A 24,780-nucleotide genomic window follows, 5' to 3' on the forward strand; every position below is an offset into this window, starting at 1 on the left:
TTTTAATTTTGAGTGATAAACTGATTTTCGAACTTAAGTTTCTTCATTTCAGTTCATTAAAATTTTATAAAAAAATTAAATATTTTCAAGTTTAAGATAATTGGATACGGTAGATAATATTCTTTGATGCTTTTTGACAAATGGATTTTCCTGATTCCATACATAGCCTGCTAAAACTGCGCATATTTTTTCTTTGAAATCTGGATTAGGGGCATGGTGAAAAATAATATCTTGTAGGTCACCGTTATACCATGCTTTAACATAACTGGAAAAAACATCGATTCCCTGATTCATGTAATTCTCATAATTCAGCTGCCAATCAATTTCTTCGCCTTTGAGTTCTTTTAAAGCTAATTTTGCTGCTTTCAGGCCAGATTCTGTGGCGAAACTTACTCCCGAAGAGAAAACAGGATCCAAAAATTCAGCGCTGTTACCGGTTAGAGCAAATTTGTTTCCGTAGAGCCTGATAACACTTTTGGCGATATGATTAATTTTTTTCGGTGTAAAATCTAAGCTATAATCGTCGAATCTTGTTTTATAGTAATTCAGTTTACTAAGCATTTCAGAAAATGCAATTTCAGGATCATCATTAAATTGTTTAAACCAATTGGTAGGAGCTACAAAACCTAAGCTGGTGTTCCCATTCGAGAAAGGAATGTACCAAAACCAAACTTCAGTTTCTAAAATTTCAAAAGTAATTAATTCACCTTCTTTTCCTTTTGGTCGGTTGGTTTCCTCGATGTGCGTAAACATGGAGGAATGTGATTCTATTTTAGAAGGTTTTTCCAAATCTAATAAACCGGCTAAAACTCGACCATAGCCACTACTATCAATAACAAACTTCGCTTCAATTTGTGTTTTATTCCCGTTTTTATCCTGAATTGTAATAATAGGATTTTCACTACTTAAATCAGCGGCTATTACTTCAGTTTCAAAAGCTATATCAACACCGCGAGATTGCACTTCAGTGGCTAAAATATTGTCGAAATCGGCTCTTGGTACTTGCCAGGTCCAATCCCAACCTTTGCCGAATTTCTGGCTGAAATCGAATTCTCCAATTTTTTCATCTTTAATAAAACGCGCTCCGAATTTTTTCTGAAAACCAGCATTTTTCAGCACCTCTAACAAACCGGCTTCTTCAAAATTATCCATGCATCTGGGAATAAGGCTTTCGCCAATGCTGAAACGAGGAAATAACTGCTTTTCCACGACTTTTATATTGACACCGTGTTGCTGAAGATATCCGGCAGAAACCATTCCTGATGGTCCTGCACCAATAATTAAGATATCGATGAATTCTTTAGTCATTCGTCTAATTTAGATTTATCCCTGCGGAAATATTTCTGAAGTAAAAGTAAAAAATATAATTATTCTTCTGGATTGCGCAATTCGCTTCCTGATGCTTTTCCATTTAGATGGCATGGCATAGGGATTTAACAGTATTTCTTAAAATTTGTACTAATTATATTACATTTGCGCTTGTACCCAAACATGCAGAATTTTACCAAAATACTATGCTTAGCATCAAAGCAACACTAAAATTAAGCGATTTTCGTCAGGTATTATTTGAAAATCAACAACTTGAAATTTCAGAAGAGATTCTCGAAAAAGTAACAACTTCTTTTTCTTTCCTACAAAATTTTGCAAAAGACAAAGTTATTTATGGTGTAAATACGGGATTTGGGCCGATGGCGCAGTATAAAATAGCAGATAAGGATAGATTACAATTGCAATACAATCTTATTAGAAGTCATGCTTCTGGAACAGGAAAAGCAATAGATCCTTTATGTGTAAAAGCTTCCATGGTGGCGCGCCTAAACTCACTTTCATTGGGATATTCAGGCATAAATACGTCGGTTTTAGAAACCATGCAGCAATTAATAAACCGCGATGTTACACCTCTTGTTTTTGAACATGGCGGAGTAGGAGCTTCGGGAGATTTGGTACAATTAGCGCATTTGGCTTTGGTGTTAATTGGTGAAGGAGAAGTATTTTATAAAGGAGAGCGAAAAGCTACAAAATTGGTTTTTCAGCAGTTAAGTATAAAACCTATCGAAATTAAATTACGAGAGGGCTTAGCCTTGATTAATGGTACCTCGGTAATGACAGGAATCGGAATTGTAAACCTGATTCATGCTAAGCGATTATTAGATTGGTCGGTTTGTTGTTCTTCGATGCTTAATGAGTTGGTTTCTGCGTATTCCGATCATTATTCTTCAGAATTAAATAATTCCAAATTACATGAAAGTCAGCATGAAATTGCCAAAATGATGCGCGATCATTTACACGATAGTCACAGGATCAAAAATCGTCAAGATCACTTATACCGAGAAACGTCAACTTCAGAAGCAATTTTTTCAGAAAAGGTTCAAGAATATTATAGTTTACGTTGTATTCCGCAGATATTAGGTCCGGTTTTGGCTACTATTAATTCCGCAGAGAAAATTTTAATAGATGAAGTAAATTCGGCTAACGATAATCCGATTGTTTCGGTAGAAGACCAAATGGTTTATCACGGCGGAAATTTCCATGGCGATTTTATTTCCTTAGAAATGGATAAACTGAAGTTGGTTATGACGCGTTTATCGATGTTATGCGAGCGACAATTAAATTATTTACTGAATAGTAAATTGAACGAAATTTTCCCTCCATTTGTGAATTTAGGCAAATTAGGACTCAATTTTGGGTTGCAGGGAGCACAATTTTCAGCAGTTTCAACCACTGCAGAAAATCAGACACTTTCTAATAGCATGTACGTGCATAGTATCTCAAATAATAACGATAATCAAGATATTGTAAGTATGGGAACTAATGCAGCCAATATAACCAAAACAGTTATAGACAATACCTACCAGGTGTTGGCGGTAGAAATGATGGCGATTATTCAGGGAATCAAGCATATCGATAAGTTAGATAGCTTTAGTAACAAGTCTATAGAAATTTTCGAAAAATTTAATGATAAATTGAACTTGGAAAAAGAAGATTTCCCTTTATACAAATCTATTGAAGATATTACAAAGTCTTTAAAAGAAAACGATGCTTATTAAATGAAATACGCTTTAGTTACAGGAGGATCACGAGGAATAGGAAAAGCAATTGCCATGAAACTGGCAGCAGATCTTGAATATCATATTTTACTGAATTATCATTCGAATACCGAGGCTGCTGAAGAAACCGCTAAACTTATTGAAGATCTAGGCGTAAATTGTGAGCTTTTAAAATTTGATGTAGCTAATCCTGAAGCAACAAAAAAAGCCATTGAAAATTGGCAAATCTCGAACCCAGATGCCGTGGTAGAGGTCCTGGTAAATAATGCCGGGATTACTAAAGATGGCTTGTTTATGTGGATGGGGGAAGAAGATTGGAGTTCGGTAATTAATACTTCGCTTAATGGATTTTATAATGTAACTCAGCAATTCGTCAAAGGGATGCTTCAAAAACGATATGGCAGAATTATCAATATCGTTTCATTATCTGGAGTGAAAGGCAATCCTGGACAGGTAAACTATTCAGCTGCAAAAGGAGCAGTAATTTCAGCAACAAAAGCTTTAGCACAAGAAATCGGAAAACGAAAAGTAACGGTAAATGCAGTAGCACCGGGATTTATAACTTCAGACATGACTGCCGATTTTGATGAAAAGACGCTAAAAAAGATGATTCCTATGCAACGTTTTGGTGATGCTGAAGAAGTTGCCGATTTAGTCAGTTTTTTGGCTTCAAAAAAAGCATCGTATATCACGGGAGAAGTCATAAACATTAACGGAGGATTATATTCTTAAGTTATGGCCGGCTGGAGTGGAAAATCACGCGGAACACTTTTTACTATTCGAATTTATGTTTTTATAATTCGAACGTTCGGTTTATATCCTGCGTATTTTTTACTGGCCTTTATTGCATTTTATTTCTTTCTTTTTGCTCCTACTTCTTTTAAAAGTATCTATTATTATTTCCGAAGAAGACATGGTTATAATTCCCTAAAATCAATATGGAATATTTATAAAACCTATTTTGAATATGGGAAAGTGCAGCTAGACCGTGTTTTAATTACGGGCGGAGCGAAAGAACGTTATAAATTTAAGTTTGACGGGATAAGCCATATTCAAAATCTTCAGCAACAAAACAAAGGCGGAATTTTATTAACCGCCCATATCGGTAATTTCAATTTAGCGAAGCACTTTTTTGACCAAAAGCATAACAATACGGTAATCAATCTTATAATTAGTGATTTTGAGCATGAAAGTATAAAAAATTATATGGAATCGGTTACCGGAAAATCGGGTGTAAAGCTAATCGTCTTAAAGAAAGATCTATCTCATATTTTTAAAATGAATGAAGCTTTAAAAAATAATGAGTTACTGGTTTTTGCTGCAGATCGTTATATGAAAGAAGTTAAAACCTGGAAAGCTGATTTTCTGGGAGCTACGAGTCAATTTCCGCAGGGGCCTTTTAAACTGGCGGTTCGCAATAATATTTCGGTCCTGTTTGTGCACATTATGCGAGAGCGAAATTATGAATACCATTTCTATGCGAGACCCTATATTCCGCAAAAAAATACACCAAAAGAACTTTTAAAAGCGTATCTTGAAAATCTGGAAAAAATGGTTAAAAAGTATCCACACCAGTGGTATAATTTTTATGACTATTGGAAAGATTTCAGCTAAACAATTTTTATGGCAGAAAATTTACTTCAGGCTCCAATTTTAGATCCACAGGAGATAATAAAACTTATTCCGCAAAAACCGCCATTTGTGATGGTAGATAGTTTACATGATTATACCGATCTTACCGGAATCACCGGCTTTATGGTGCCAAAAGATAATATTTTGGTAGACGAAGATGGTATATTTTCTGAACCCGGACTTATCGAACATATGGCACAAAGTATGTCTTTGCATCGTGGTTATCAAGGATATTCAAGCGGACTAAAAAAGCCAAAAACTGGATTTATTGGCGCAATCAAGTCTGTTGAGATTTTTAGACTTCCAAACGTAGGAGAGCAGCTTACCACCCATGTTGAAATTTTGAATGAAGTGATGAAAGTGACTTTGGTGACTGCAAAAACTTTAGATGAGAATGGCTTGGTAATTGCAACTTCAGAAATGAAAACCGTAACGGTAGATTAATTCCTGAAATTTTCTAAAATGAATAAAGAGTTAACCGTACAAACTAAATTGCAGGTGCGTTTTAGTGAGTGCGATTCGTTGCAGATTGTATGGCATGGTAATTACCTGAAGTATTTTGAAGAAGGTCGCGAAGATTTTGCCCGTAAACACGGTATTTCTTATTTAGATGCCAAGCAACATGGCTTTGCAACACCAATTGTAAAATCGTCTTGTGAACATAAATCACCTCTAAAATACGGTGATGAATTTATAGTAGAAACCACTTTTGTAAATGCCAGTGCCGCAAAAATAATTTATAGCTGTAAGATTTTTAAAGCGGGACAATTAATTTGTACCGGCGAGACAACTCAGGTTTTTATTGATAAAAATGGAGAATTAGTACTGAATAATCCTTCATTTTTTCTAGATTGGAAAAAGAAAATGAAGCTGATTTAATGAAGAACCTTTACCTACATGATGATTGCATAATTTCTCCGCTTGGCTTTACCACTTCAGAAAATATTGAAAAATTAAGAAGTGGTACCACCGGTTTACAGACATGTGCTGATAATGAATTTTTAGAATCTCCAATTTGTGCCGGGATTATAGCTTCAGATAAATTATCGAAAGCATTTGCTAATATTGGAAATCCTGAGAACTTTACGAAGCTAGAGCAGATGATGTTGCTTGCAATCCAGGATATTTTAAACAAAAATCCAAATTTTGATAGAAATCAAAGCGGACTCATAATTTCTACAACTAAAGGCAATGTTCATCTTTTAGACGATTTAAAAGGTCTTAAGGAAGAACGCATATTATTATCCAAATTGGGTAAAATTATCCGGGATTTTTTTGGCTTTAAACTGAAGCCGATTGTGGTTTCGAATGCTTGTATTTCTGGAGGTTTAGCACTATCTGTCGCAAAGAAAATGATAAATGCCGGTCAACTTTCAGAAGCGATTGTGGTAGGTGGCGATATGTTATCCAAATTCATAGTTTCTGGTTTTAATTCTTTTCAGGCTTTAAGCGATACGGCTTGCAAGCCTTTTTCTAAAGATCGCACCGGGATTAATTTAGGCGAAGCGGCGGCAGCGGTTTTGGTAAGTGATAGGAAAAAAGCACATTCAAATTGTATAAATTTGGTGGGAGATGCTTCAGCGAATGATGCTAATCACATTTCAGGACCATCACGAACGGGTGAAGGTTTACATAAAAGCATTCAGAATTCGTTAAAAGAAGCTAAGATCTCTTCCGAAGCAATTAATGCAATTTCTACTCACGGTACCGCAACGGTTTATAATGATGAGATGGAAGCTATTGCGGTTTCAAGAAATAATTTAACCGAAATTCCCTTAAATAGTATCAAAGGATATTACGGGCATACTTTAGGAGCTTCAGCTTTAATAGAAGCAATTGTTTGCAAACACATGATGCTGAATAATGAGATCTATCAAAGTCTGAATTTCACTCAGCTCGGCGTTTCAGAAAAAATAAATGTGGTAACCGAATATCAAAAATCAGTGCCTATCGAATATATGCTAAAAACAGCTTCGGGTTTTGGCGGTTGCAATTTGGCTATGATTTTTAAAAAAGAAGCAGGAAATGGCGAATCTTAAATTAGAACATTGGGTACGCATTAAAAATGGAAAGATAATTTGTGATGATGAAGTTATTTTTTCTTCGGAAGAAGGAACTGGGAAATTTATCAAAGCTGCTTTTAAATTCCTGGATATCAAATATCCGAAATTCCATAAAATGGATCGACTTTCTAAATTAGGCTTTATAGCTTCAGCAATAATAGCTTCAAAAACCGAATTTAGTGAAGATACCGCACTAATTTTCAGCAATAATAGTTCTAGTTTAGAGAGCGATATAAAGTATCAGAAATCAATTGACGAATTTCCTTCACCATCACTTTTTGTGTATACATTACCGAATATCGTTTTGGGAGAAATTAGTATCTATTTTAATCTGAAAAGCGAAAATGCGTTTTTTATTGAAGATCAGTTTAATGCAAATTTATTATTGAAATATTCTGAGCAATTAATTGAAACTGAAAAAGCAGAAAAAGTGGTTTGTGGTTGGTTAAACTTGCAAAACGATGAATATGATGTATTTTTGTGGCTTAATTCGAAATCTCCGAAAACGGAAATTTCTGAGCAACAAATAAGGAAAATATACGATGCCGATTATGACTGATTTGCATACCGAGTTAAAAGCCAGTATAATAGAACAGCTGAACCTGGAAGATATGGAGGTTAGCGATATAGAAAATGACGAACCTTTATTTGGTGATGGTCTCGGTTTAGATTCTATCGATGCGTTAGAATTAATCGTTTTATTAGAAAAAGACTACGGAATTAAGCTTACCGATCCCCAAAAAAGTCGGGAGATTTTTGAAAGTATTAATAAAATGGCCGATTTTATTGAAGCGAATCGCACAAAATAATTTATGAATAGGAGCGTGGCCGTTACGGGAATGGGGATTCTTTCTTCTATCGGAAGAAATGTAGAGGAAAACCATAAATCGCTCGTTCATGGAAAACATGGACTTTCAAATCCTACAATTTTAGAAACTAATCATCGAAATTTGCCTATTGGCGAGATTAAGTCTTCTAATAATGATCTTGCTGAAATGCTTAATTTGGATAAAGATCATGCATTTACCAGAGCAGCTCTTTTAGGAACGCTAGCTTTAAAGGAAGCTGTGGAAGCTTCTGGAATTAAGGATTTTACCAATATTGGATTTGTAAACGGTACGAGTGTTGGTGGGATGGATATGACCGAGCGTTTTTATCGAGAATACGAAAAAGACAGTACTAATCATCGGTTTATACAAGCGCAGCATCCAGGTTTTACTACCGAAAAAATTGCAGCTTATTTTGGAATTAATGCTTACGTGACCACTATAAGTACCGCATGTTCTTCTGCCGCAAATGCCATTATGATGGGCGCGAGACTTATAAGATCCGGTCGCTTAGATAAAGTAATTGTGGGTGGTACCGATTGCCTTTCTCGTTTTACACTTAATGGTTTTAATTCTTTAAAGATCTATTCTGAAAACTTCCCGAAACCTTTTGATAAAAATCGCGAGGGATTGAATCTGGGAGAAGCAGCGGCCTATTTAATCTTAGAATCTGAAGCTTCTGTTGGTGATAAGGAGATCTTAGGTTATGTTTCTGGTTATGGAAATGCGAATGATGCTTTTCATCAAACAGCATCTTCAGAGAATGGGGAAGGTGCTTATCTTGCCATGCAGAAGGCATTGAAAACGGCCAATCTTAATCCGCATCACATAGAATATATTAATGCACACGGTACGGCGACGCTAAACAATGACCTTTCTGAAAGTAGAGCGTTGATAAGAACCTTCAAAGAAATGCCGGCTTTTAGTAGTACTAAGTCTTTTACCGGCATACGCTAGCTGCGGCCGGAGCAATCGAAGCGGTTTTTAGTTTGTTAGCCATAAAAAACCAGGAAATATATCCCAATCTTAATTTTGAAACTCAGGTAGAGGATACCAAATTAGAACCGGTAACTCAGCTTAAGAATGCGAATATTGAGCATGTTTTATCTAATTCTTTTGGTTTCGGTGGAAATTGTACTTCTTTAATCTTCAGTAAAAATGGATAGAAAGATTTACATCAATGGAGCAGCAAGTATATCTGCACAAACCGAAGAAGAAATTTTTTCAGAAAAAGCTAAAGTTTTTCGCGAAAACATCTTTCCTGCCAGAGAAGTAAATTATAAAGAGCACATCAAACCTATGATGCTTCGTCGCATGTCGAAAGCGATTAAAATGGGTTTGGTTACCGCCAAGAACGTTTTAAATGAAGCTTCAGTAGAAATTCCCGATAGTATTATTGTTGGAACAGGTGAGGGCTGCAAACAGGATACTGAAAAATTTTTGGAGAATATCTTAAACGAAAATGAGCAATTTTCAACACCAACCTCGTTCATTCAAAGTACGCATAATACGGTTGGTGGGCAGATTGCGTTAGATTTAAAATGTACCGGATATAATATGACCTACACCCAAAACAGCGCATCGTTCGAGTCGGCTTTGATTGACGCAAAACTTCAATTTACTGAAGGTATGGATACGCGCTCAGTTTTGGTTGGGGGAGTAGATGAACTTGCAAAAACCAGTACGCCATTTTATAATTTAGATGAACAGTTAAAATCGGGCAAAATAAATTCTTCGGAATTATTACAATCTCAATCGGGTGGTACGATCACTTCGGAAGGTGCTGCTTTCTTTTTACTTTCAGAAATTCGAACTCAAAATTCGTATGCTGAAATTTCAGATTGTGCAATTTATAGGGTTATTTCTGAAGAAAAGCTTTCTGAAGAGATTAGCTGGTTTTTAAAGAAAAACAATCTTGAAGTTGAAGATCTTGATGCGATTATTCTTGGAAATAATGGAGACGCAAGATTCGATCATTTTTATCATCAACTACAAAAAGGAATTTTTGAAAATACTCTTCAATTAGGCTATAAGCATTTGGTAGGCGATTATAACACGGTGACTGCTTATGCATGTTGGTTAGGCGCCGAAATTTTAAAAAGAAATATAATTCCGCAGCAATTAAAATTGAATGCAATTTCAGTAAAAAAACCAAAATCGATTTTAATTTATAATCAGTATCTTGGTAAAAATCACAGTCTAACTTTGCTTCGAAGTCTTTGAAATTCCGCATTCTAAATTTCTTTATCTGGATCGTATTAATCGCAGTGGCGATGTATTGCGGAGTAAACGGACTCCCGTTGTGGCCCATCGCCATTATTTCTCTTTTGTATCCTATTTTTTTAATAACAATTTCTACAAATATCAGATGGAATGTCTTCGTTAAAGGATTTCATGATCAAAAAAATCATCCAAGAAAAGAGGTATGTTTAAGCTTTGACGACGGTCCAACAGAAGTTACTCCTATGATTTTGGATTTATTAGAAAAATATGATGCTAAGGCTTGCTTTTTCTGTATTGGTGAGCAAATGGAAAAGCATCCAGAAATTGTTAAAGATATTATCGAAAGAGGACATGTAATTGGAAATCACACCTATTCTCATACTCGAAAAATGGGATTTCTTTCCTCTAAAAGTTTGGCAAGAGAAATTGATGCGTGCAATATAATAGCGAATGATATTACAGGTTTTAACCTCAATTTATTTAGGCCACCGTTTGGGATTATTAATCCTAAAACTAAAAGTGCGTTAGAGAAAACCGGGCATCTGGTTATTGGGTGGAATCTTAGAACGTACGATGCTATTTTAAATGATGAATCTAAAATTGTTACTCGGGTAAAACGAAAATTGAAACCTGGCGATGTTATTTTATTACACGATAACAAGGAACAGACGATAATAATATTGGAACAATTGTTGTTGCATCTTAAATCAAACGGATATCGGGCAATTAGGCCAGATCAATTATTCAAAATCAATGCGTATACTTAGTATAATCCTGTTTTTTTGGAGTTTTGGGATGTTTGCACAAAGTAACAATTTTACTAGTGTTAGCTTAAAAAGATCTTCACAGCTTACCGAAAAAATGGAATCGGCCAAAAGTCTTTACGGAGAATTCGAGCAAACCAAAGTGATGAAAATGATGGATGCTGAATCAACTTCTTATGGAAAAATTTATTACAAATCTCCTGATATTATAAAATGGGAATACACAAAGCCTTTCCCATATTCATTACTTTTTAAAGATAACTTTTTGTACATCGATGATGATGGACATAAGAGTAAACAAGATATGAGCAGCAATAAAATGTTTGCGAAACTTGGTGATCTTATTACCGGAAGTCTTAATGGTAAATTATTAAAAGATGATGAACATTTTGATGTTGAATATCAAAAAAAGAATAATCTTGTAGAAGCTGTAATTTCTCCAAAGGACAAAAGCATGGCCGATATGTTTGAAAAAGTAATTATGAGCTTTAGTGAAGATAAAATGCTTCAATCGGTAAAGCTAGTTGAGGAAAGCGGAGACTACACCTTAATTAGTTTTCAAAACTGGGAAATGAATAAGACTATAAAAGCCGCCGTTTTTCAACCATAATATAAATTTTTAGCAATTTTATTATAAGAACTGAAAAACTTCTCAATTATAGAGTTAAAACTACTTTCTATGCTAATTTTAGAACATAAACTTGTATTTTAGTCGGAATTAAATCCCTACTATGTTGCTTAAAGATTTTTATAAAGTCTTAGAATCTTCTAAAGAAGAAGAAACATTTATTACTAAAATATATATTGAAAAATCCCATTCGTTATATTCAGGTCACTTTCCCGATCGTCCCGTAACTCCGGGTGTTATTCTAATGCATCTTTTTAAGGAAGAAGCTGAAAGGCGTACAAGCCAGAATTTAGGTTTAATAAAAGCGAGTAACGTAAAATTTATGGCTGTGGTAGACCCAAATACTTCAGACGAAGTTATTCTTGAAACACAAATTACCGAAGAAGAAGGTATCACTAAAGTTAAAGGCATAGCAAAGCAGAATAATGCTTTAGCTTTAAAATTCAACGCATTATACAAAGCGGTCTAGGTTCTCTATTTCTTAATCCATTTTTACTATGTTTAGGTATTTTTAATTGATACTTTTGCGCTAAGCAAAAGAATCATTTTGAATACTTCTGGCATTTACCAAAACCGTTTTAAGGCTTTAAACTGTTGTATTTTAGTTCCAACTTATAATAATGAAGGCACATTAGCTTCAGTATTAGAAGGACTTTTGGGTTATACGAATCAGATTATTGTTTTAAACGATGGAAGTACCGATGCTACTATTGAAATTCTTAAAAATTTCGATCAGTTTGAAGTAAGGAATTTCAAGAAAAATAGGGGGAAAGGTCAGGTCTTAAAAAAAGGCTTCAAAATTGCTGAAGAATTAGGCTATGAGTATGCTATCACCATAGATTCAGATGGGCAGCATTATCCCGACGATTTAGACATTTTTTTATCTGAATTGGAAAATAGAAAGCCCGGTGATAAAGAGCTACTTTTAATTGGTGATCGCAATATGGGTAGTGACGGTGTGCCTGGTAAAAGTGCTACCGGAAACGATTTTTCAAGCTATTGGTATCTTGTGGTTACGGGATTTCAGTTGCATGATACGCAAAGCGGCTATCGACTGTATCCATTAAAAGTGATGAATTCTATTACTTTTTATACCTGGAAATTTGAATTCGAGATTGAAACGATCGTTAAAGCAAGCTGGCGCAAAGTTGATGTTAAAAACGTACCTATAAAAGTACTTTACGACAAGGAAAATCGTGTAAGTCATTTTCGTCCTTTCTGGGATATCGTGAGAATCACGCTCTTATATATGTGGTTTGTATTGGTAAGCTTTTTCTGGATTCATCCTCGCAATAAGTATCGCGATTTTAAGCAAAAAGGCTTTAAAAAATTCTGGAAAGAGGACGTTTTAAAAAGCGATGAAAGTTCGGCGAAAAAAGCGACTGCTATTGCTGTTGGCATTTTTGTAGGTTTGTCACCTTTTTGGGGAATTCATACTTTTCTTGTTTTCGTACTGGCGGCATTTCTTAAAGTGAATAAGATTACCGCTTTCTTATTCTCTAACATTAGTATACCGCCTTTTATACCTGTAATTCTCTATTTGAGTTTCCAAATAGGATCTGTGGTTATGGGGAATGGATGGGATTGGAGCTTAAAATTAGAAAGTATAAGCTCTACCACCGATGTTTTTCTTGGATTAGGCCAGTACATTTTAGGAAGTCTTATTCTGGCAATTACTGCTTCAATACTGGCTTGGATTGTGTTTTATTTGTTATTTTCGATCTTGAATAAAAAGCAGATCATCAAATCTTAAATGCATCAATTTTTCCTCAAATCTTATTATTTTTTTCAGCAAAAGAAACTGCTAGGTTTTTCACTATTATTGGTTTTTATAGCCTGTGTGGGATTTTTAGCTTCTAGAGTAGCGTTGGAAGAAGACGTGACAGGATTAATTCCTTCAGGAGAAGATCAGGATGTATTGAAGCGAGTTTTAAATGAAACTGAATTTTCAGATAAAATAGTGGTGACGATTTCTTCGGAAGGGAAGCAGCCGCAGAAATTAACTGAATATGCCGATCGTTTTATAGATTCGGTAAATACAAAATTACCGGATTTTGTAGAAAATATTGAAGGTAAAGTTCCTGAAGAAGGTATTCGTGAAGTTTACAATTTCGTTTACCAAAACCTTCCGTTATTTTTAGACGAGAAAGATTATGTTGAAATTGAAAATAAGCTTTCAGATTCAGCAATATCAAAACAAATTAAAGAAGACTACCGCAGTATTATTTCTCCAACTGGAATTGTGACCAAAAATTTTATTTTCCAGGATCCACTTAGTTTAGGACCTATAGGATTAGAAAAGCTTCGGGAATTACAAATTAGGGATAATTACCTGCTTTACAATGATTATCTACTAACTAAAGATAAAAAACATCTACTTCTATTTATAACTCCGACGCTGCCAGCTTCAGAAACGAATAAAAACAATGAGTTTGTTGAACAGCTAAAGAAAATTCAGCAGCAATTAAACTCGGAATACGATGGTGTTGAGGGCGATTTTTTCGGCGGAGTTTTATATTCCTTGGCCAATGCCAACCAGATTAAGAAGGATGTGCAAATAACCATAAGTATTGCTATTTCGATATTATTGATTTTACTGATCTTTTTTTATCGTAAGATCTATGTTCCTCTAATTCTATTCATACCGGGGATCATCGCAGCAGTAACTTCGATAGCTATTCTCTACATTTTTAAAGGCAGTATTTCTGCAATTTCAATAGGAATTGGTTCGATTTTACTGGGAATAACTTTAGATTATGGTCTTCATATTCTAACACATTATCGTAATAATCGGGATGTTGCCCAGTTGTATAAAGAAGTTACAAAACCAATTTTAATGAGCAGTTGTACTACTGCGATAGCTTTTTTGTGTTTGTTATTTGTAAATAGTGAAGCACTTAATGACCTCGGGATTTTTGCTGCATTAAGCGTAGTGTTTGCAGCAGTTTTAGCTTTATTGTTGATTCCTGTACTCTACGGAAAAAGAGTCGGGGAAAAGCCTAAAATCAATTTCTTAGATAAGCTTGCAGGGATTCAGTTTTTTAAAATTAAGCCTTTATTTTTTGGAGTGATCGCATTATTTGTATTAGGTCTTTTCTTCTTCACAAAAGTTGAATTTAATAATGATCTCAGCAAAATCAATTTTCAGCCTGAAGCGATTAAAAAAGCAGAACAAAAAATCCAGAATATCGCAAATAGTAGCGGAAAGACATTGTATCTGGTAAGCTACGGCAAAACCATCGATGAAGCTTTACAGGAAAATTCTAAAGTGTATAAAGAAGTTAAAAGCATCAACGATCGGGAAGAATTAAACAGCTACAGTAGCATTGGAGGATTGGTTTTGTCTACACAATCGCAGAATGAGAAAATAGAGCAGTGGAAAGATTTTTGGAGTAAGCGAGACACGCTGGAAATCAAAAATAAAATTCTAGCAGAATCTGCTCAATATGGGTTTAAGCCGGAAAGTTTTCAGGATTTTTATGATTTACTGCAAAAGAATTTTCAGAATCTCCAGTTAGACGACTATCAAAACACTACTAATCTCTTTCTCAGTGACTTTATTTCTAATAGTGAAGATTTTGCCACCGTTACCACTACCGTAAATTTAGGAGAGTTACCTTCAGAAGAATTTACTTCACAATTCGAAAATCTGGATAATACACTAATCATCGATCGCGAGCGTATTAACGAAAGTTTTCTGGGCAATCTTAAAGATGATTTTAATCAGCTAATTGGGATATCAATTTTGGCGGTTTTTATCATCCTTTTAATTTCTTACCAAAATCTGGAAATTAGTCTGCTAACCTTGCTTCCTATAGGAATCACCTGGATCATCGCGCTAGGTGTGATGGCAGCTTTAGCTATAGAATTTAATATTCTGAATATTATCATTTCCACCTTTGTCTTTGGTCTTGGGCTGGATTATAGCATTTTTATAACCAACGCCTGTCTTAAAGAGTATCAAACCGATAAAAGTGAACTAAAGACCTATCAGACGTCCATTTTAATTTCTGTAATTACCACTTTATTAGGAATTGGAGCCTTGATTTTTGCAAAACATCCTGCATTACAATCGGTATCTACAGTTTCTATAATTGGAGTTTTTTCGGCAGTTTTAGTGGCGTTTGTAATTCAGGTTTGGTTATTTCATGTGTTATTTATTAATCGGCGAAAACGAGGTTTACCACCATTCCGATTTAGTAGAATTGGTAGTTTTATTCGGAATAAAATTTATTACAAACAGGATCTTTACTATCGTGATGCTGTTTTGGATAATTACCGTTACAAGCCTGTTTACAATGAGGCAAAATCTTTATTTGCTGAAAGGAAAGAGCCCTATTTAAGAGTTTCCAACTTTATAGAAAAAGGCGAGTGTGTGTTCTTTTTCTATTCAGGGATCGGAGTTTTCCCAATTTATCTTAGTTATATTAATCCAAACTCAAGTATTACCGGTTACGAAACTTCAGAGGATATCGAAGTAGCGCAAAATTGCTTCCGTAGTAAACATGAGCTTTTAAATTTTACTACTGAAATTGGGAAAGCTAAAACCTGCGCTACTTTTGTAGTTCCTAATCACGATTTGAGTGAATTAGAAGAGATTAAAAGAGTGATTAAAAATTACGGAAAGAAAGTTGTTGTACTCAATACAGACTTGAAAACGCAGTGGTTGCTCGATGCTAATTTTGAAATCACTTATCGCCAAAGCGGAATTTTAGTGTTTGAACAGAAATAGAATGAAGAAGCTTTTCGCCCTTTTTGGACTGTTTTTTATGTTTTCCTGCGGAATTAAAAAATCCTTTCAGGACAAGCCGGATATTTCTGGTATTGCTGAAGTTGATACCGTAAGAACGAGGCTTAGTGATACTCATTTCACTTTAGGTAAAAACAATCTTTTTCAGAATAAATATGGAGTTTGGGAACTTTATATTGAAGGCGATGCCTTGGAGTTGGGCTTGGCTAATGGAGCCTTAACTCAGGATCTTATCCATCATCAGGAAAATGCATTTATGGGTAAGATTTACGAGATGGTGCCTTCTGAAGGTTATCGAAATTTCCTTAAAAAAATGGTTTCCTGGTTTAATCGAAAAATGTATTTGTACGTTCCTGAAGAGTACAAACAGGAAATTTACGGAGTGTCAAGATTCGGACTCAAAAAATATGATGATTTTGCACCGGCCTATATGCGTATGCTTTACTTCCATGGCGCGCACGATATTGGGCATGCGCTACAGGATTTAATGTTGGTAGGTTGTACCAGTTTTGCAGCTTGGGATAATAAAACAGTCGATGGCGAATTATTGTTGGGACGCAACTTCGATTTTTATGCTGGCGACGAGTTTTCCGATCAAAAAATGGTTGCTTTTGTAAACCCTGACGATGGCCATAAATTTATGATGTACACCTGGGGAGGAATGATTGGGGCTGTTAGCGGGATGAATACAGAAGGCCTTACCGTTACCATAAACGCAGGGAAGTCTAAGGTTCCCATGTTAGCGAAAGATCCGATAACGTTGGTTTCTAGAGAAATTTTGCAACATGCTTCGAATTTGGAAGAGGCGATTGAAATTGCTAAAAAAAGAGAAGTTTTCGTTTCAGAATCAATAATGATTGGGAGTGCAAAAGATCATAAAGCGGTTTTAATAGAGGTGAGTCCTAAGAATTTTGGAATTTATGAAGTCGAAAATTCAGATCAGTTAATTTGTAGTAATCACTTTCAGAGTTTAGCTTATACAGAAGATAAAAGGAATCAGAAAACTATAAAAGAAAGTCATTCGCAATATCGATTTGAGCGTATGACAGAACTGGTTAATGAAGCTGATAAATTGACTACTGAAAAAGCAGTTGAGATTCTACGAAATAGAAATGGATTAGATGATAAAAAAATAGGCTACGGAAATGAAAAAGCGATCAATCAACTTTTAGCGCATCACGGAATCGTTTTTAAACCTGAAGAAAAAAAGGTTTGGCTTTCGGCCAATCCTTATCAGATGGGTGCTTTTTTAGCTTACGATTTAGATAAGGTTTTTGCTGAATTTGAAGAAGGAAATGTAAAAGGAAGTGTGATGAGTACTGAAAAAGTTATTCCTGCTTCCGATTTTCTGAAAACTAAAAACTATAAAGACTACGAAGAATATCGAAATTTAAGGGAAGAGTTCATCAAAGCCTTAAGTAATAAAGAGTCTATATCTCAAGATGAAGCAGAAGCTTTAAAACGACTGAATCCCCACTTTTGGCAGGCTTATTATTTAAGCGGTCAATATTACTATCGTGAGGGAAATTACAAAAAAGCGATTATCGATTTTAAGCAGGCGCTGCGTCGAGAAGTAACCACACTTCCTGAAAAAGAGCATCTAGAAAAATTACTTAAAAAATCCTACAGAAAACTCTAAATGAAAGACTTTCTTTCTCCAGATATATCACTTGAACAGCAATTTGAATTGTTGCGAGAACATTTGCTTTATGCGAAGCAAAATTCGCCATTTTATAAACGATTTTTAGATAAGAATAAAATTAATGTTTCAGGAATAGAAACTTATCGTGATTTTCAACAAATTCCAATAACTTCAAAAGAGGACTTGCAAAGACATAATCTTGATTTTCTGGCAGTGGATTATTCAGAAATTATCGATCATGTAACCACCTCGGGAACTCTAGGGAATCCGGTTAATTTTATGCTGAATGAAGCAGATTTGCAGCGATTGGCTTACAACGAATATGAGTCTTTTAAAATTGCCGGAATAGTGAAAAATGACGTCGTGCAAATTACCACAACTTTAGATCGCCGATTTATGGCGGGGATGGCTTATTATTTAGGTTTACGCAAGCTGGGAGCAGGAATAATTAGAACAGGAAGCGGTTTGCCGGGTCTACAATGGGATAGTATTGAGCGTTTTAAACCGAAATTTTTAGTAGCGGTACCGTCGTTTTTACTGAAGTTAATTGATTATGCAGAGAAAAACGGAATCGATTATAAAAACTCGTCTGTAAAAGGTGTTATTTGTATTGGCGAATCATTGCTGAATGAGCATTTAGAGGCATCAGCGCTACGAATTAAAATTCAGCGATTATGGGATGTAGAATTGTATTCAACATATGCTTCTACAGAAATGGCTACAGCTTTTACCGAATGTGAACTTCATAAAGGCAATCATATTTTGCCCAATCTTATCTATACTGAAATTTTAGATGAAGCCGGAAAACCGGTTAAGAATGGAGAAGTAGGAGAGTTGGTGGTTACTCCATTACAAGTTGAAAGTATGCCACTAATACGATACGCTACGGGTGATATGCTTATGAATATTGGAGATGATTGTGCGTGCGGTAGAAAATCAAAAAGAATTGGGCCAGTAATTGGTCGAAAAAAGCAAATGCTGAAGATTAAAGGTACTTCACTTTATCCACAACATATTCAGGAGGGGATGAATGCTTTAGAAATTTCTGATTATTTCATCGAGGCCAAAAAAGATATCTTCGGAAATGACCAGGTTTGTATAAAAGTTTCAGAAGAATTTTCAATGAAACCTACTGAAATTCAGGAATTATTAAGGGAGAAACTTCAAATTAAACTTGAAATTCATCGAATATCAGCTTCAGAATTACTCCGGAAAAAATTTCCAAAAGAAAGTCGAAAGCCAATGATTTTTCACGACTTAAGATCGATTTAAAACTGATAACCAAGTCCAACGTGTACTCCAAACTGACTTAAATTACGATCACGATTTTCATCCTTAAAATCGATAGTGCCAAATTGTTTAAAATATGGATTAGCAAATACAAAAAAGTCCCCAAAATTATACTGACCACCAAACCCTAAATGATAGCCAATGCCTTCTTGCGAGTTAATGATGTTATCATTTAGCTGAAAGCTCAAAACAGGTCCGCCATTTACAAAAAAGTAGTTCCAAAAACTAAATTCTACTAAAATAGGAATGGATAATATTTCTATTTTTTCAAGTTGTGGAGCGGGTTGTGTGTCATTACCTTCGTCATGATAAGATGAAAGTAAATCATAGTATAGTCTTGAGCTAGTTTTCAAATCTGTTTTAGTGTAAGTAAGGCCTGGCACTATACTTAGCTTAGCAGAAATAGGAATTGTGTATTCCATCCCTAACTCGAAAAGATTTTCTACTTCGCTATTGGAAACTCCATCTAAGTCCTTGCCTTCTAAAAGTTCGGCGTCAGCGAATCCATAAAAAATACGCAGTGAAGATTCTTGAGCGTAAGTAGAAACTGTAATTACAAAAAATAACAGCAATAATAATTGTTTCATTTAAATGATTTTAAGTTAGATACATTCATTTTAAAAGTGTTGCGTTGCAATTAAGACTTTTCACAAACCAATACGATCTTTTCTTCTTTTAGATTGGTGGTAAAGAACAAATAATCACTACCTCCATCTTTAATTTTATATTTTTTTCTAATACTCAATACATCAATCGGGAAATTACGAGTGCTAATATTGGCCTTTTTTCCCTTAAATTTTTTCTTTAATTCCTTCGATCCAAAAGCTAATACCTCAGTGATTTGAAATTTTCTTCCCGGAAAATCTATATTTTCTTCTGAAGTAAATAAATGAGAATGCTGATGAAGTTTTTTCACTTCAAAATAATTGGAAAGCTTACCAAATAACTGACTTTTCATTATGGCAGCGTTCGGCTCGTAAAGGTAATTTTCAGGCAGACTGTATAGAGGTTGATCCTGTTCTTCAAAAATAGTTTCGAAGCTCTGATCTTCTTTTTTGCTGAAGTTTTTAGTAATAATTTTTACTGCTGAAGTACTATCTTTCTTTAAAATCCAAAGCAATTCTTTCACTTCATTTTCGACGGCCAAAATATGAATTTCAGCAACAAATTTTAATTCAGAAATGCCTAATTTGAGGTCGAGTAGTGGTGAAGTTTTTATAAGAATACGATTTGCTTTTTCGAAAAGTAAGGGTAGATGTTTTACGACATCTGGAGTACAATCTGAAAGGCGGAATACTTTGCCACCATGATCGTCTCTTCTGGCAGGATCTAGAAAAATCCAGTCAATTTTGGGTGTTTTTGATCTTAAAAATTCTAATCCGTCTCCAACATTTACTTCAATATTCGCCGCTTTTAGAGCAGTAAAATTCGCTTTCACTGTTTGGGCTAAATCTTCATTCATCTCATTATAAAAAAGCTTCTCCACCTTTTTAGAAAAGAAATAGCTATCGATACCAAAGCCACCGGTAAGATCTGCCAAAGACTTTCCAGAAATGAGCGAGGCTTTGTATTCCGCAGTAATTTGCGAAGAAGTTTGTTCTAAGTTTAATTTCGGTGGATATAAAATATGCTCATTTTCGAACCAAAGCGGAAGCTTTCTTTCGGCAGTTTTTCTACCGGCTATTTGAGTGGCAAGCTCCGCCGCAGTAATTTTCGGGAAAGGACTACCCTTTAAAACTAATGCAGAAATATCTGCTCTTAGATTTTCATTTACAAATTGTTGAACTTCGGGTTTTAAAAGTTCGATATTCATAATATTATAATTATAAATCTCGGGTAAGTCTTTTTACGATCTTGTAATCGCTCAAAGATTCTTTTGCAATCACTTTTATAGCGGTATAAACAGGAACTGCGACAACCATTCCTACAATCCCAAAAACCAAACCTGCGATAAGAATAATCAAAAAGATTTCTAATGGATGAGATTTTACACTGGCTCCAAAAATCATAGGCTGAGAAATCAGGTTATCGATTACCTGACAAATAGCATATCCCAACATTACATAAATTAATTTTGGAAGAATGATCGCCTGAAAATCTGCTCCTAAATTGCTTGAAATTACGAATAAAGCCATTAGTATTCCTGCAAAAACAGGCCCCAAATAAGGAACTAAATTTAAAAATGCACATATAAACGCAATCGCTACAGGATTGTTAATTTCAAAAAGCGTCAGCAAGATCATGTAAAGGATAAACAGAACCGTGATCTGAAGCGTTAGTCCCACAAAATATCGAGAAAGTAGAATTTTAATTTTATTAAAAACACGTACGAATTTTTGCTCTTTTCCGCGATCTGCAAAAACAAGTATACTGTTTAGCATCAGTTTGCTATCCTTTAAAAGGAAAAAAGAAATAAATATTACTGAAAAAAGTGCCACGATCGTTGCACCTAAAATTCCAAAAACGTTATTTAAAAATTTAGGAATTAGACTTACATCCAGACTTCTAACAAACTGACTTTCTTTAAGGCTCTCTATGATATTGATCTCCTCAATCCCAAGATATGCGTTTATCTGAGCGTTTAGATCGTTTAGATCACTTTTAAAAGCTTCGATATCAATTCTTCCCAGATATTGACTTTGTTCTATAACTATAGGAACAAAGACTAAAATAATCCCAACGAAAATCGCTAAAACCAAAAGTAAAACGATAATTACCGAAATCTGATTGGGGATCTTTAGACGCTGTCTTAGAAAAATAACTACTGGCCGACCGATCAAAGAGATGATGGCAGCAACTACTATATAAACGATAACCGACTGGATTTCGTAAAGGAAAAATAATAAAATCATGATTCCCAGAGCGATACCAGCGGCTCTTAATATTCCGTACGAAAATTCTTTAGCATTCACAGGCTAAATATAGGATTTTCTAATTTAAGGGATCAAGCTTTTTGTAATTTCGTAAAGAGAAATTCCAACAGATTGTGCCACGTTCATACTACTATTGTTCCCAAACATGTTGATATGAACAACTTTGTCACAAAAACTAAGAATATTTTCAGAAATTCCAAAGTTTTCGTGACCTGCGATAAGAACAATTTTTTCTGAAGGCGTTATTTGTAATTCCTGAAGCGGAATGCTGTTTTCGGTAATTTCAAGAGCAATTATTTTATAGCCTTCCTCTTTTTTTTGCTGAATAATTTTTTCTGAATCTTCCTGAAACTGAAATTCGACATATTCATGCGTACTTCTTGAAGTTCTCTTCAGTCTATTGCTATTTAAATTTGGTTCAATTCCGCAGAAAATAATTTCTTCTACATGAAATGCATCACTCAACCTGAAGATGCTTCCAATATTTGCTTCTCCTGAAATTTGATCTAAAACAAGCGTCACAGGAAATTTCTTACTGCTGAATTTATTTTGGGAATGGTTGAGTTGTGAATCAGTTTTCAAAGGCATATTTTACAATATTTGCACCCATTTTTAAAGCTTTTAAGCGAACTTCTTCGGGATCGTGATGTACTTCTTCATTTTCCCATCCATCACCTAAATCACTTTCAAACGTAAAAAGTAAAACAAGTCGATCATTATCAAAAATCCCGAATGCCTGTGGGCGTTTGCCATCATGCTCGTGGATTTTTGGTAACCCTTTAGGGAATTCAAATTTCGAATGAAAAATAGGATGCGAAGATGGTAATTCTATTAATTCTTTTTCAGGAAAAATAGTTTTGAGAGCTACGGTTAAATATTGCTTCATCCCGTAATTATCATCAATATGAAGGAAACCACCACCTAAAAGGTAATTTCTTAAATTTTCGGCTTCGTTTTCAGTAAAAACAACATTTCCGTGCCCCGTCATGTGTACAAAAGGATACATAAATAGCTCTGGGCCAGAAGCGGTAATTGTTACGGGTTTAGCATCTAATTTTGTAGCAATATTTTGATTACAGAATTGGATAAGATTGGGTAGTGCGGTAGGATTTGCATACCAATCGCCGCCGCCATTATATTTTAAAAGCGCTACTTTTTGAGCGTTTCCGAATTGAAGCCCAAAACTCAAACAAAATAAAAATAGCCACTTTTTGTTCATTATACGGATTCGTTAATTAAGTTAATCGTGTGGCACGCCACAATCCCTGCAGTTTCTGTACGTAATCGGCTTGTGCCTAAACTTACCGGAGAAAAGTCATTTTCTAAAGCGATATCAATTTCTTCCGTAGAAAAATCACCTTCTGGTCCAATAAGGATAATCGTGTCGGTTTGGGCAGCTGCGGCATTTTGTAATAGAATTCTTGGTTTATTTTCTTCACAATGCGCAATGAATTTTTCAGCTTTAAACGATTGCTTTACAAATTCTGAAAATGCTACCGGTTCATTTAATTTAGGCATTCTAAAATGTAATGATTGCTTCATGGCACTTTGTAAAACACGTTCGTAACGATCTAATTTTACCACTTTACGTTCTGAATGCTCACAGAAAACGGGAGTAATTTCATCTACACCAATTTCAGTAGCTTTTTCTAAAAACCACTCGTAACGATCGTTCATTTTTGTAGGAGCAACGGCTAAATGCAACCAGTACTTTGGCCGGGCTTCTTTTTCAGTATCGATAATTTTTGCAACGCATTGTTTAATATCTGCATTGACGATTTGCGCCGTGAAGAGTAAACCTTTACCATTGGTTACTTTTAGCAAAGCACCTTCGGTTCGTCGCAATACTTTGATAATATGTTTGCTTTCTTCTCTACTAAATACTACTTGTTGAGCAGATTCGTCGATATCGGGTTGAAAAAATAATTGCATGCTTAAATTTTATATCTGGCCTGTGCGGTTGTCGAATAATCTGAAAATTCCTTTTTCAGAAATTTATAATGTCCTGCAATCGCAATCATGGCAGCATTATCTGTAGTATATTCAAATTTTGGAATAAAACACTTCCATTTATATCTTTTTTCAGCATCAAGTAACGCAGTTCTAATACCGCTATTCGCGGAAACTCCGCCACCAATAGCAACCTGATTTATTCCGGTTTCTTTCACCGCTTTTTTCAGTTTATCCATTAAAATCTCAACGATAGTATACTGAATTGATGCACAAATGTCCTTGAGGTTCTTTTCTATAAAATGGGGATCTTCTTTTAACTGCTTTTCAACAAAATAAAGAACCGCAGTTTTAAATCCGCTAAAACTAAAATTTAGTCCGCTTACTTTCGGTTTAGGAAACTTAAAAGCTTTAGCGTTTCCTTCTTGGGCATATTTGTCGATTAGCGGTCCACCAGGATAGGGCAAACCTAAAATTTTTGCACTTTTATCGAAAGCTTCTCCAACAGCATCATCGATAGTTTCGCCAATAACTTCCATCGAAAAGTAATCGGTAACTTTCACAATTTGAGTATGCCCACCACTAATCGTCATGGCTAAAAAGGGAAATTCTGGTTTTCCAAATCCATCTTCTTCAATAAAATGAGCTAATATATGCGCCTGCATATGATTAACTTCTATTAATGGAATACCTAATCCCATTGATAGACTTTTTGCAAAAGAGGTGCCAACAAGTAAAGATCCCATAAGTCCCGGACCTCTTGTAAAAGCAATTGCAGATATATCTTTTTTACCGATATTTGCCTTGGCAATGGCTTGATGAATTACAGGAACAATGTTTTGTTGGTGCGCTCTAGAGGCAAGCTCTGGAACTACACCACCATATTGTTGATGAACTTCTTGAGTAGCGACAATATTACTACGTATCTTGCCGTTGCAAAGTATAGAAGCAGCAGTGTCGTCACAAGAGGATTCTATTCCTAAAATATAGATATCTTGGGCCATATTTGGGTTGTTGGGCATAAATATTGATAATTAGAACGCAAAGTTAAAACATAAAAGCATATCAAAAAATTCTGGAAAATATTAACT

General features: G+C 35.0%; 24 protein-coding genes and 1 pseudogene. 17 read left to right on the forward strand and 8 right to left on the reverse strand.

The features are described from left to right. Window positions 1–75: 75 nt before the first annotated feature. Entirely contained in the window at window positions 76–1,308 is a 1,233-nt protein-coding gene (locus QWY91_RS03605; RefSeq protein ID WP_290231787.1) for an NAD(P)/FAD-dependent oxidoreductase, read from the reverse strand. A gap of 206 nt (window positions 1,309–1,514) precedes the next feature. Here QWY91_RS03605 and flxA point away from each other — a divergent pair, with 206 nt between their 5' ends. The 17 genes and pseudogenes from flxA (at window position 1,515) to flxY (ending at window position 18,848) form a co-directional block, all read left to right on the forward strand. Continuing rightward, window positions 1,515–3,047 (forward strand): flexirubin biosynthesis tyrosine ammonia-lyase FlxA, encoded by a 1,533-nt coding sequence (gene flxA / locus QWY91_RS03610; RefSeq protein WP_290231789.1) that lies wholly within the window; start codon window positions 1,515–1,517, stop codon window positions 3,045–3,047. Further along, entirely contained in the window at window positions 3,048–3,779 is a 732-nt protein-coding gene (gene flxB, locus QWY91_RS03615; protein WP_290231791.1) for a flexirubin biosynthesis SDR family reductase FlxB, read from the forward strand. Window positions 3,780–3,782: 3 nt separating this feature from the next. Next, window positions 3,783–4,661: a lysophospholipid acyltransferase family protein gene (locus QWY91_RS03620; protein ID WP_290231793.1), complete on the forward strand. Its 879-nt coding sequence runs from the start codon at window positions 3,783–3,785 to the stop codon at window positions 4,659–4,661. 9 nt (window positions 4,662–4,670) lie between these two features. Next, window positions 4,671–5,123 carry a hotdog family protein gene (locus QWY91_RS03625; protein ID WP_290231794.1) on the forward strand — a complete coding sequence of 151 codons (453 nt, stop codon included), beginning with the start codon at window positions 4,671–4,673 and terminating at the stop codon, window positions 5,121–5,123. A gap of 18 nt (window positions 5,124–5,141) precedes the next feature. Then, window positions 5,142–5,558, forward strand: a complete 417-nt coding sequence (locus QWY91_RS03630) for an acyl-CoA thioesterase (RefSeq protein WP_290231797.1) — start codon at window positions 5,142–5,144, stop codon at window positions 5,556–5,558. After that, entirely contained in the window at window positions 5,558–6,718 is a 1,161-nt protein-coding gene (locus tag QWY91_RS03635) for a beta-ketoacyl synthase N-terminal-like domain-containing protein (RefSeq protein ID WP_290231799.1), read from the forward strand. The genes QWY91_RS03630 and QWY91_RS03635 overlap by 1 nt, the downstream gene beginning before the upstream one ends. Then, entirely contained in the window at window positions 6,705–7,301 is a 597-nt protein-coding gene (locus QWY91_RS03640) for a 3-oxoacyl-ACP synthase (RefSeq protein WP_290231800.1), read from the forward strand. The genes QWY91_RS03635 and QWY91_RS03640 overlap by 14 nt, the downstream gene beginning before the upstream one ends. Continuing rightward, window positions 7,294–7,551 carry a phosphopantetheine-binding protein gene (locus tag QWY91_RS03645; protein WP_270061323.1) on the forward strand — a complete coding sequence of 86 codons (258 nt, stop codon included), beginning with the start codon at window positions 7,294–7,296 and terminating at the stop codon, window positions 7,549–7,551. Before QWY91_RS03640 ends, QWY91_RS03645 begins: the two co-directional genes overlap by 8 nt. 3 nt (window positions 7,552–7,554) lie before the next feature. Next, window positions 7,555–8,735: pseudogene (locus tag QWY91_RS03650) on the forward strand (beta-ketoacyl-[acyl-carrier-protein] synthase family protein). Continuing rightward, the gene (locus QWY91_RS03655; RefSeq protein ID WP_290231803.1) at window positions 8,728–9,792 is read left to right on the forward strand and encodes a beta-ketoacyl synthase chain length factor; all 1,065 of its coding nucleotides are present in this window, start codon (window positions 8,728–8,730) and stop codon (window positions 9,790–9,792) included. The pseudogene QWY91_RS03650 and the gene QWY91_RS03655 overlap by 8 nt, the downstream one beginning before the upstream one ends. Next, window positions 9,789–10,559: a polysaccharide deacetylase family protein gene (locus tag QWY91_RS03660; RefSeq protein ID WP_290231805.1), complete on the forward strand. Its 771-nt coding sequence runs from the start codon at window positions 9,789–9,791 to the stop codon at window positions 10,557–10,559. The genes QWY91_RS03655 and QWY91_RS03660 overlap by 4 nt, the downstream gene beginning before the upstream one ends. Continuing rightward, window positions 10,546–11,166, forward strand: a complete 621-nt coding sequence (lolA2, locus tag QWY91_RS03665) for a flexirubin biosynthesis/transport protein LolA2 (protein WP_290231806.1) — start codon at window positions 10,546–10,548, stop codon at window positions 11,164–11,166. The genes QWY91_RS03660 and lolA2 overlap by 14 nt, the downstream gene beginning before the upstream one ends. Before the next feature lie 121 nt (window positions 11,167–11,287). Next, window positions 11,288–11,653: an ApeI family dehydratase gene (locus QWY91_RS03670; RefSeq protein ID WP_290231808.1), complete on the forward strand. Its 366-nt coding sequence runs from the start codon at window positions 11,288–11,290 to the stop codon at window positions 11,651–11,653. 78 nt (window positions 11,654–11,731) lie between these two features. After that, window positions 11,732–12,937, forward strand: a complete 1,206-nt coding sequence (locus QWY91_RS03675; protein WP_290231809.1) for a DUF2062 domain-containing protein — start codon at window positions 11,732–11,734, stop codon at window positions 12,935–12,937. After that, window positions 12,938–15,916 carry an MMPL family transporter gene (locus QWY91_RS03680; protein WP_290231810.1) on the forward strand — a complete coding sequence of 993 codons (2,979 nt, stop codon included), beginning with the start codon at window positions 12,938–12,940 and terminating at the stop codon, window positions 15,914–15,916. A 1-nt stretch (window position 15,917) separates the two neighbouring features. After that, window positions 15,918–17,573: a C45 family autoproteolytic acyltransferase/hydrolase gene (locus QWY91_RS03685; RefSeq protein ID WP_290231811.1), complete on the forward strand. Its 1,656-nt coding sequence runs from the start codon at window positions 15,918–15,920 to the stop codon at window positions 17,571–17,573. Beyond that, on the forward strand, window positions 17,574–18,848 hold the full coding sequence (gene flxY / locus QWY91_RS03690; RefSeq protein WP_290231812.1) for a flexirubin biosynthesis putative acyl-CoA ligase FlxY: 1,275 nt from the start codon (window positions 17,574–17,576) through the stop codon (window positions 18,846–18,848). Here flxY and QWY91_RS03695 read toward each other — a convergent pair. Genes QWY91_RS03695 through tsaD form a run of 7 tightly spaced genes read right to left on the reverse strand, consistent with a single transcriptional unit; the run spans window position 18,845 to window position 24,693 of the window. Then, window positions 18,845–19,453, reverse strand: a complete 609-nt coding sequence (locus tag QWY91_RS03695; protein WP_290231813.1) for a hypothetical protein — start codon at window positions 19,451–19,453, stop codon at window positions 18,845–18,847. The two genes, flxY and QWY91_RS03695, sit on opposite strands and share 4 nt — an antisense overlap. Before the next feature lie 50 nt (window positions 19,454–19,503). Further along, window positions 19,504–20,679, reverse strand: a complete 1,176-nt coding sequence (locus tag QWY91_RS03700; RefSeq protein WP_290231814.1) for a class I SAM-dependent methyltransferase — start codon at window positions 20,677–20,679, stop codon at window positions 19,504–19,506. Window positions 20,680–20,689: 10 nt separating this feature from the next. Next, window positions 20,690–21,778, reverse strand: a complete 1,089-nt coding sequence (locus tag QWY91_RS03705) for an AI-2E family transporter (protein ID WP_290231816.1) — start codon at window positions 21,776–21,778, stop codon at window positions 20,690–20,692. Between the two features lie 24 nt (window positions 21,779–21,802). Then, the gene (locus tag QWY91_RS03710; RefSeq protein WP_290231818.1) at window positions 21,803–22,321 is read right to left on the reverse strand and encodes a TrmH family RNA methyltransferase; all 519 of its coding nucleotides are present in this window, start codon (window positions 22,319–22,321) and stop codon (window positions 21,803–21,805) included. Next, window positions 22,311–22,958: a DUF4159 domain-containing protein gene (locus QWY91_RS03715; RefSeq protein WP_290231820.1), complete on the reverse strand. Its 648-nt coding sequence runs from the start codon at window positions 22,956–22,958 to the stop codon at window positions 22,311–22,313. Before QWY91_RS03715 ends, QWY91_RS03710 begins: the two co-directional genes overlap by 11 nt. Continuing rightward, complete coding sequence (locus QWY91_RS03720) at window positions 22,958–23,671, reverse strand: 16S rRNA (uracil(1498)-N(3))-methyltransferase (RefSeq protein WP_290231822.1); 714 nt, start codon at window positions 23,669–23,671, stop codon at window positions 22,958–22,960. The genes QWY91_RS03715 and QWY91_RS03720 overlap by 1 nt, the downstream gene beginning before the upstream one ends. A gap of 2 nt (window positions 23,672–23,673) precedes the next feature. Further along, window positions 23,674–24,693, reverse strand: a complete 1,020-nt coding sequence (gene tsaD, locus QWY91_RS03725; protein WP_290231823.1) for a tRNA (adenosine(37)-N6)-threonylcarbamoyltransferase complex transferase subunit TsaD — start codon at window positions 24,691–24,693, stop codon at window positions 23,674–23,676. Between the last annotated feature and the right edge of the window lie 87 nt (window positions 24,694–24,780).

Origin of the sequence: Zunongwangia endophytica (assembly GCF_030409505.1) — a bacterium.
GTDB classification, from domain to species: Bacteria; Bacteroidota; Bacteroidia; order Flavobacteriales; family Flavobacteriaceae; genus Zunongwangia; species Zunongwangia endophytica.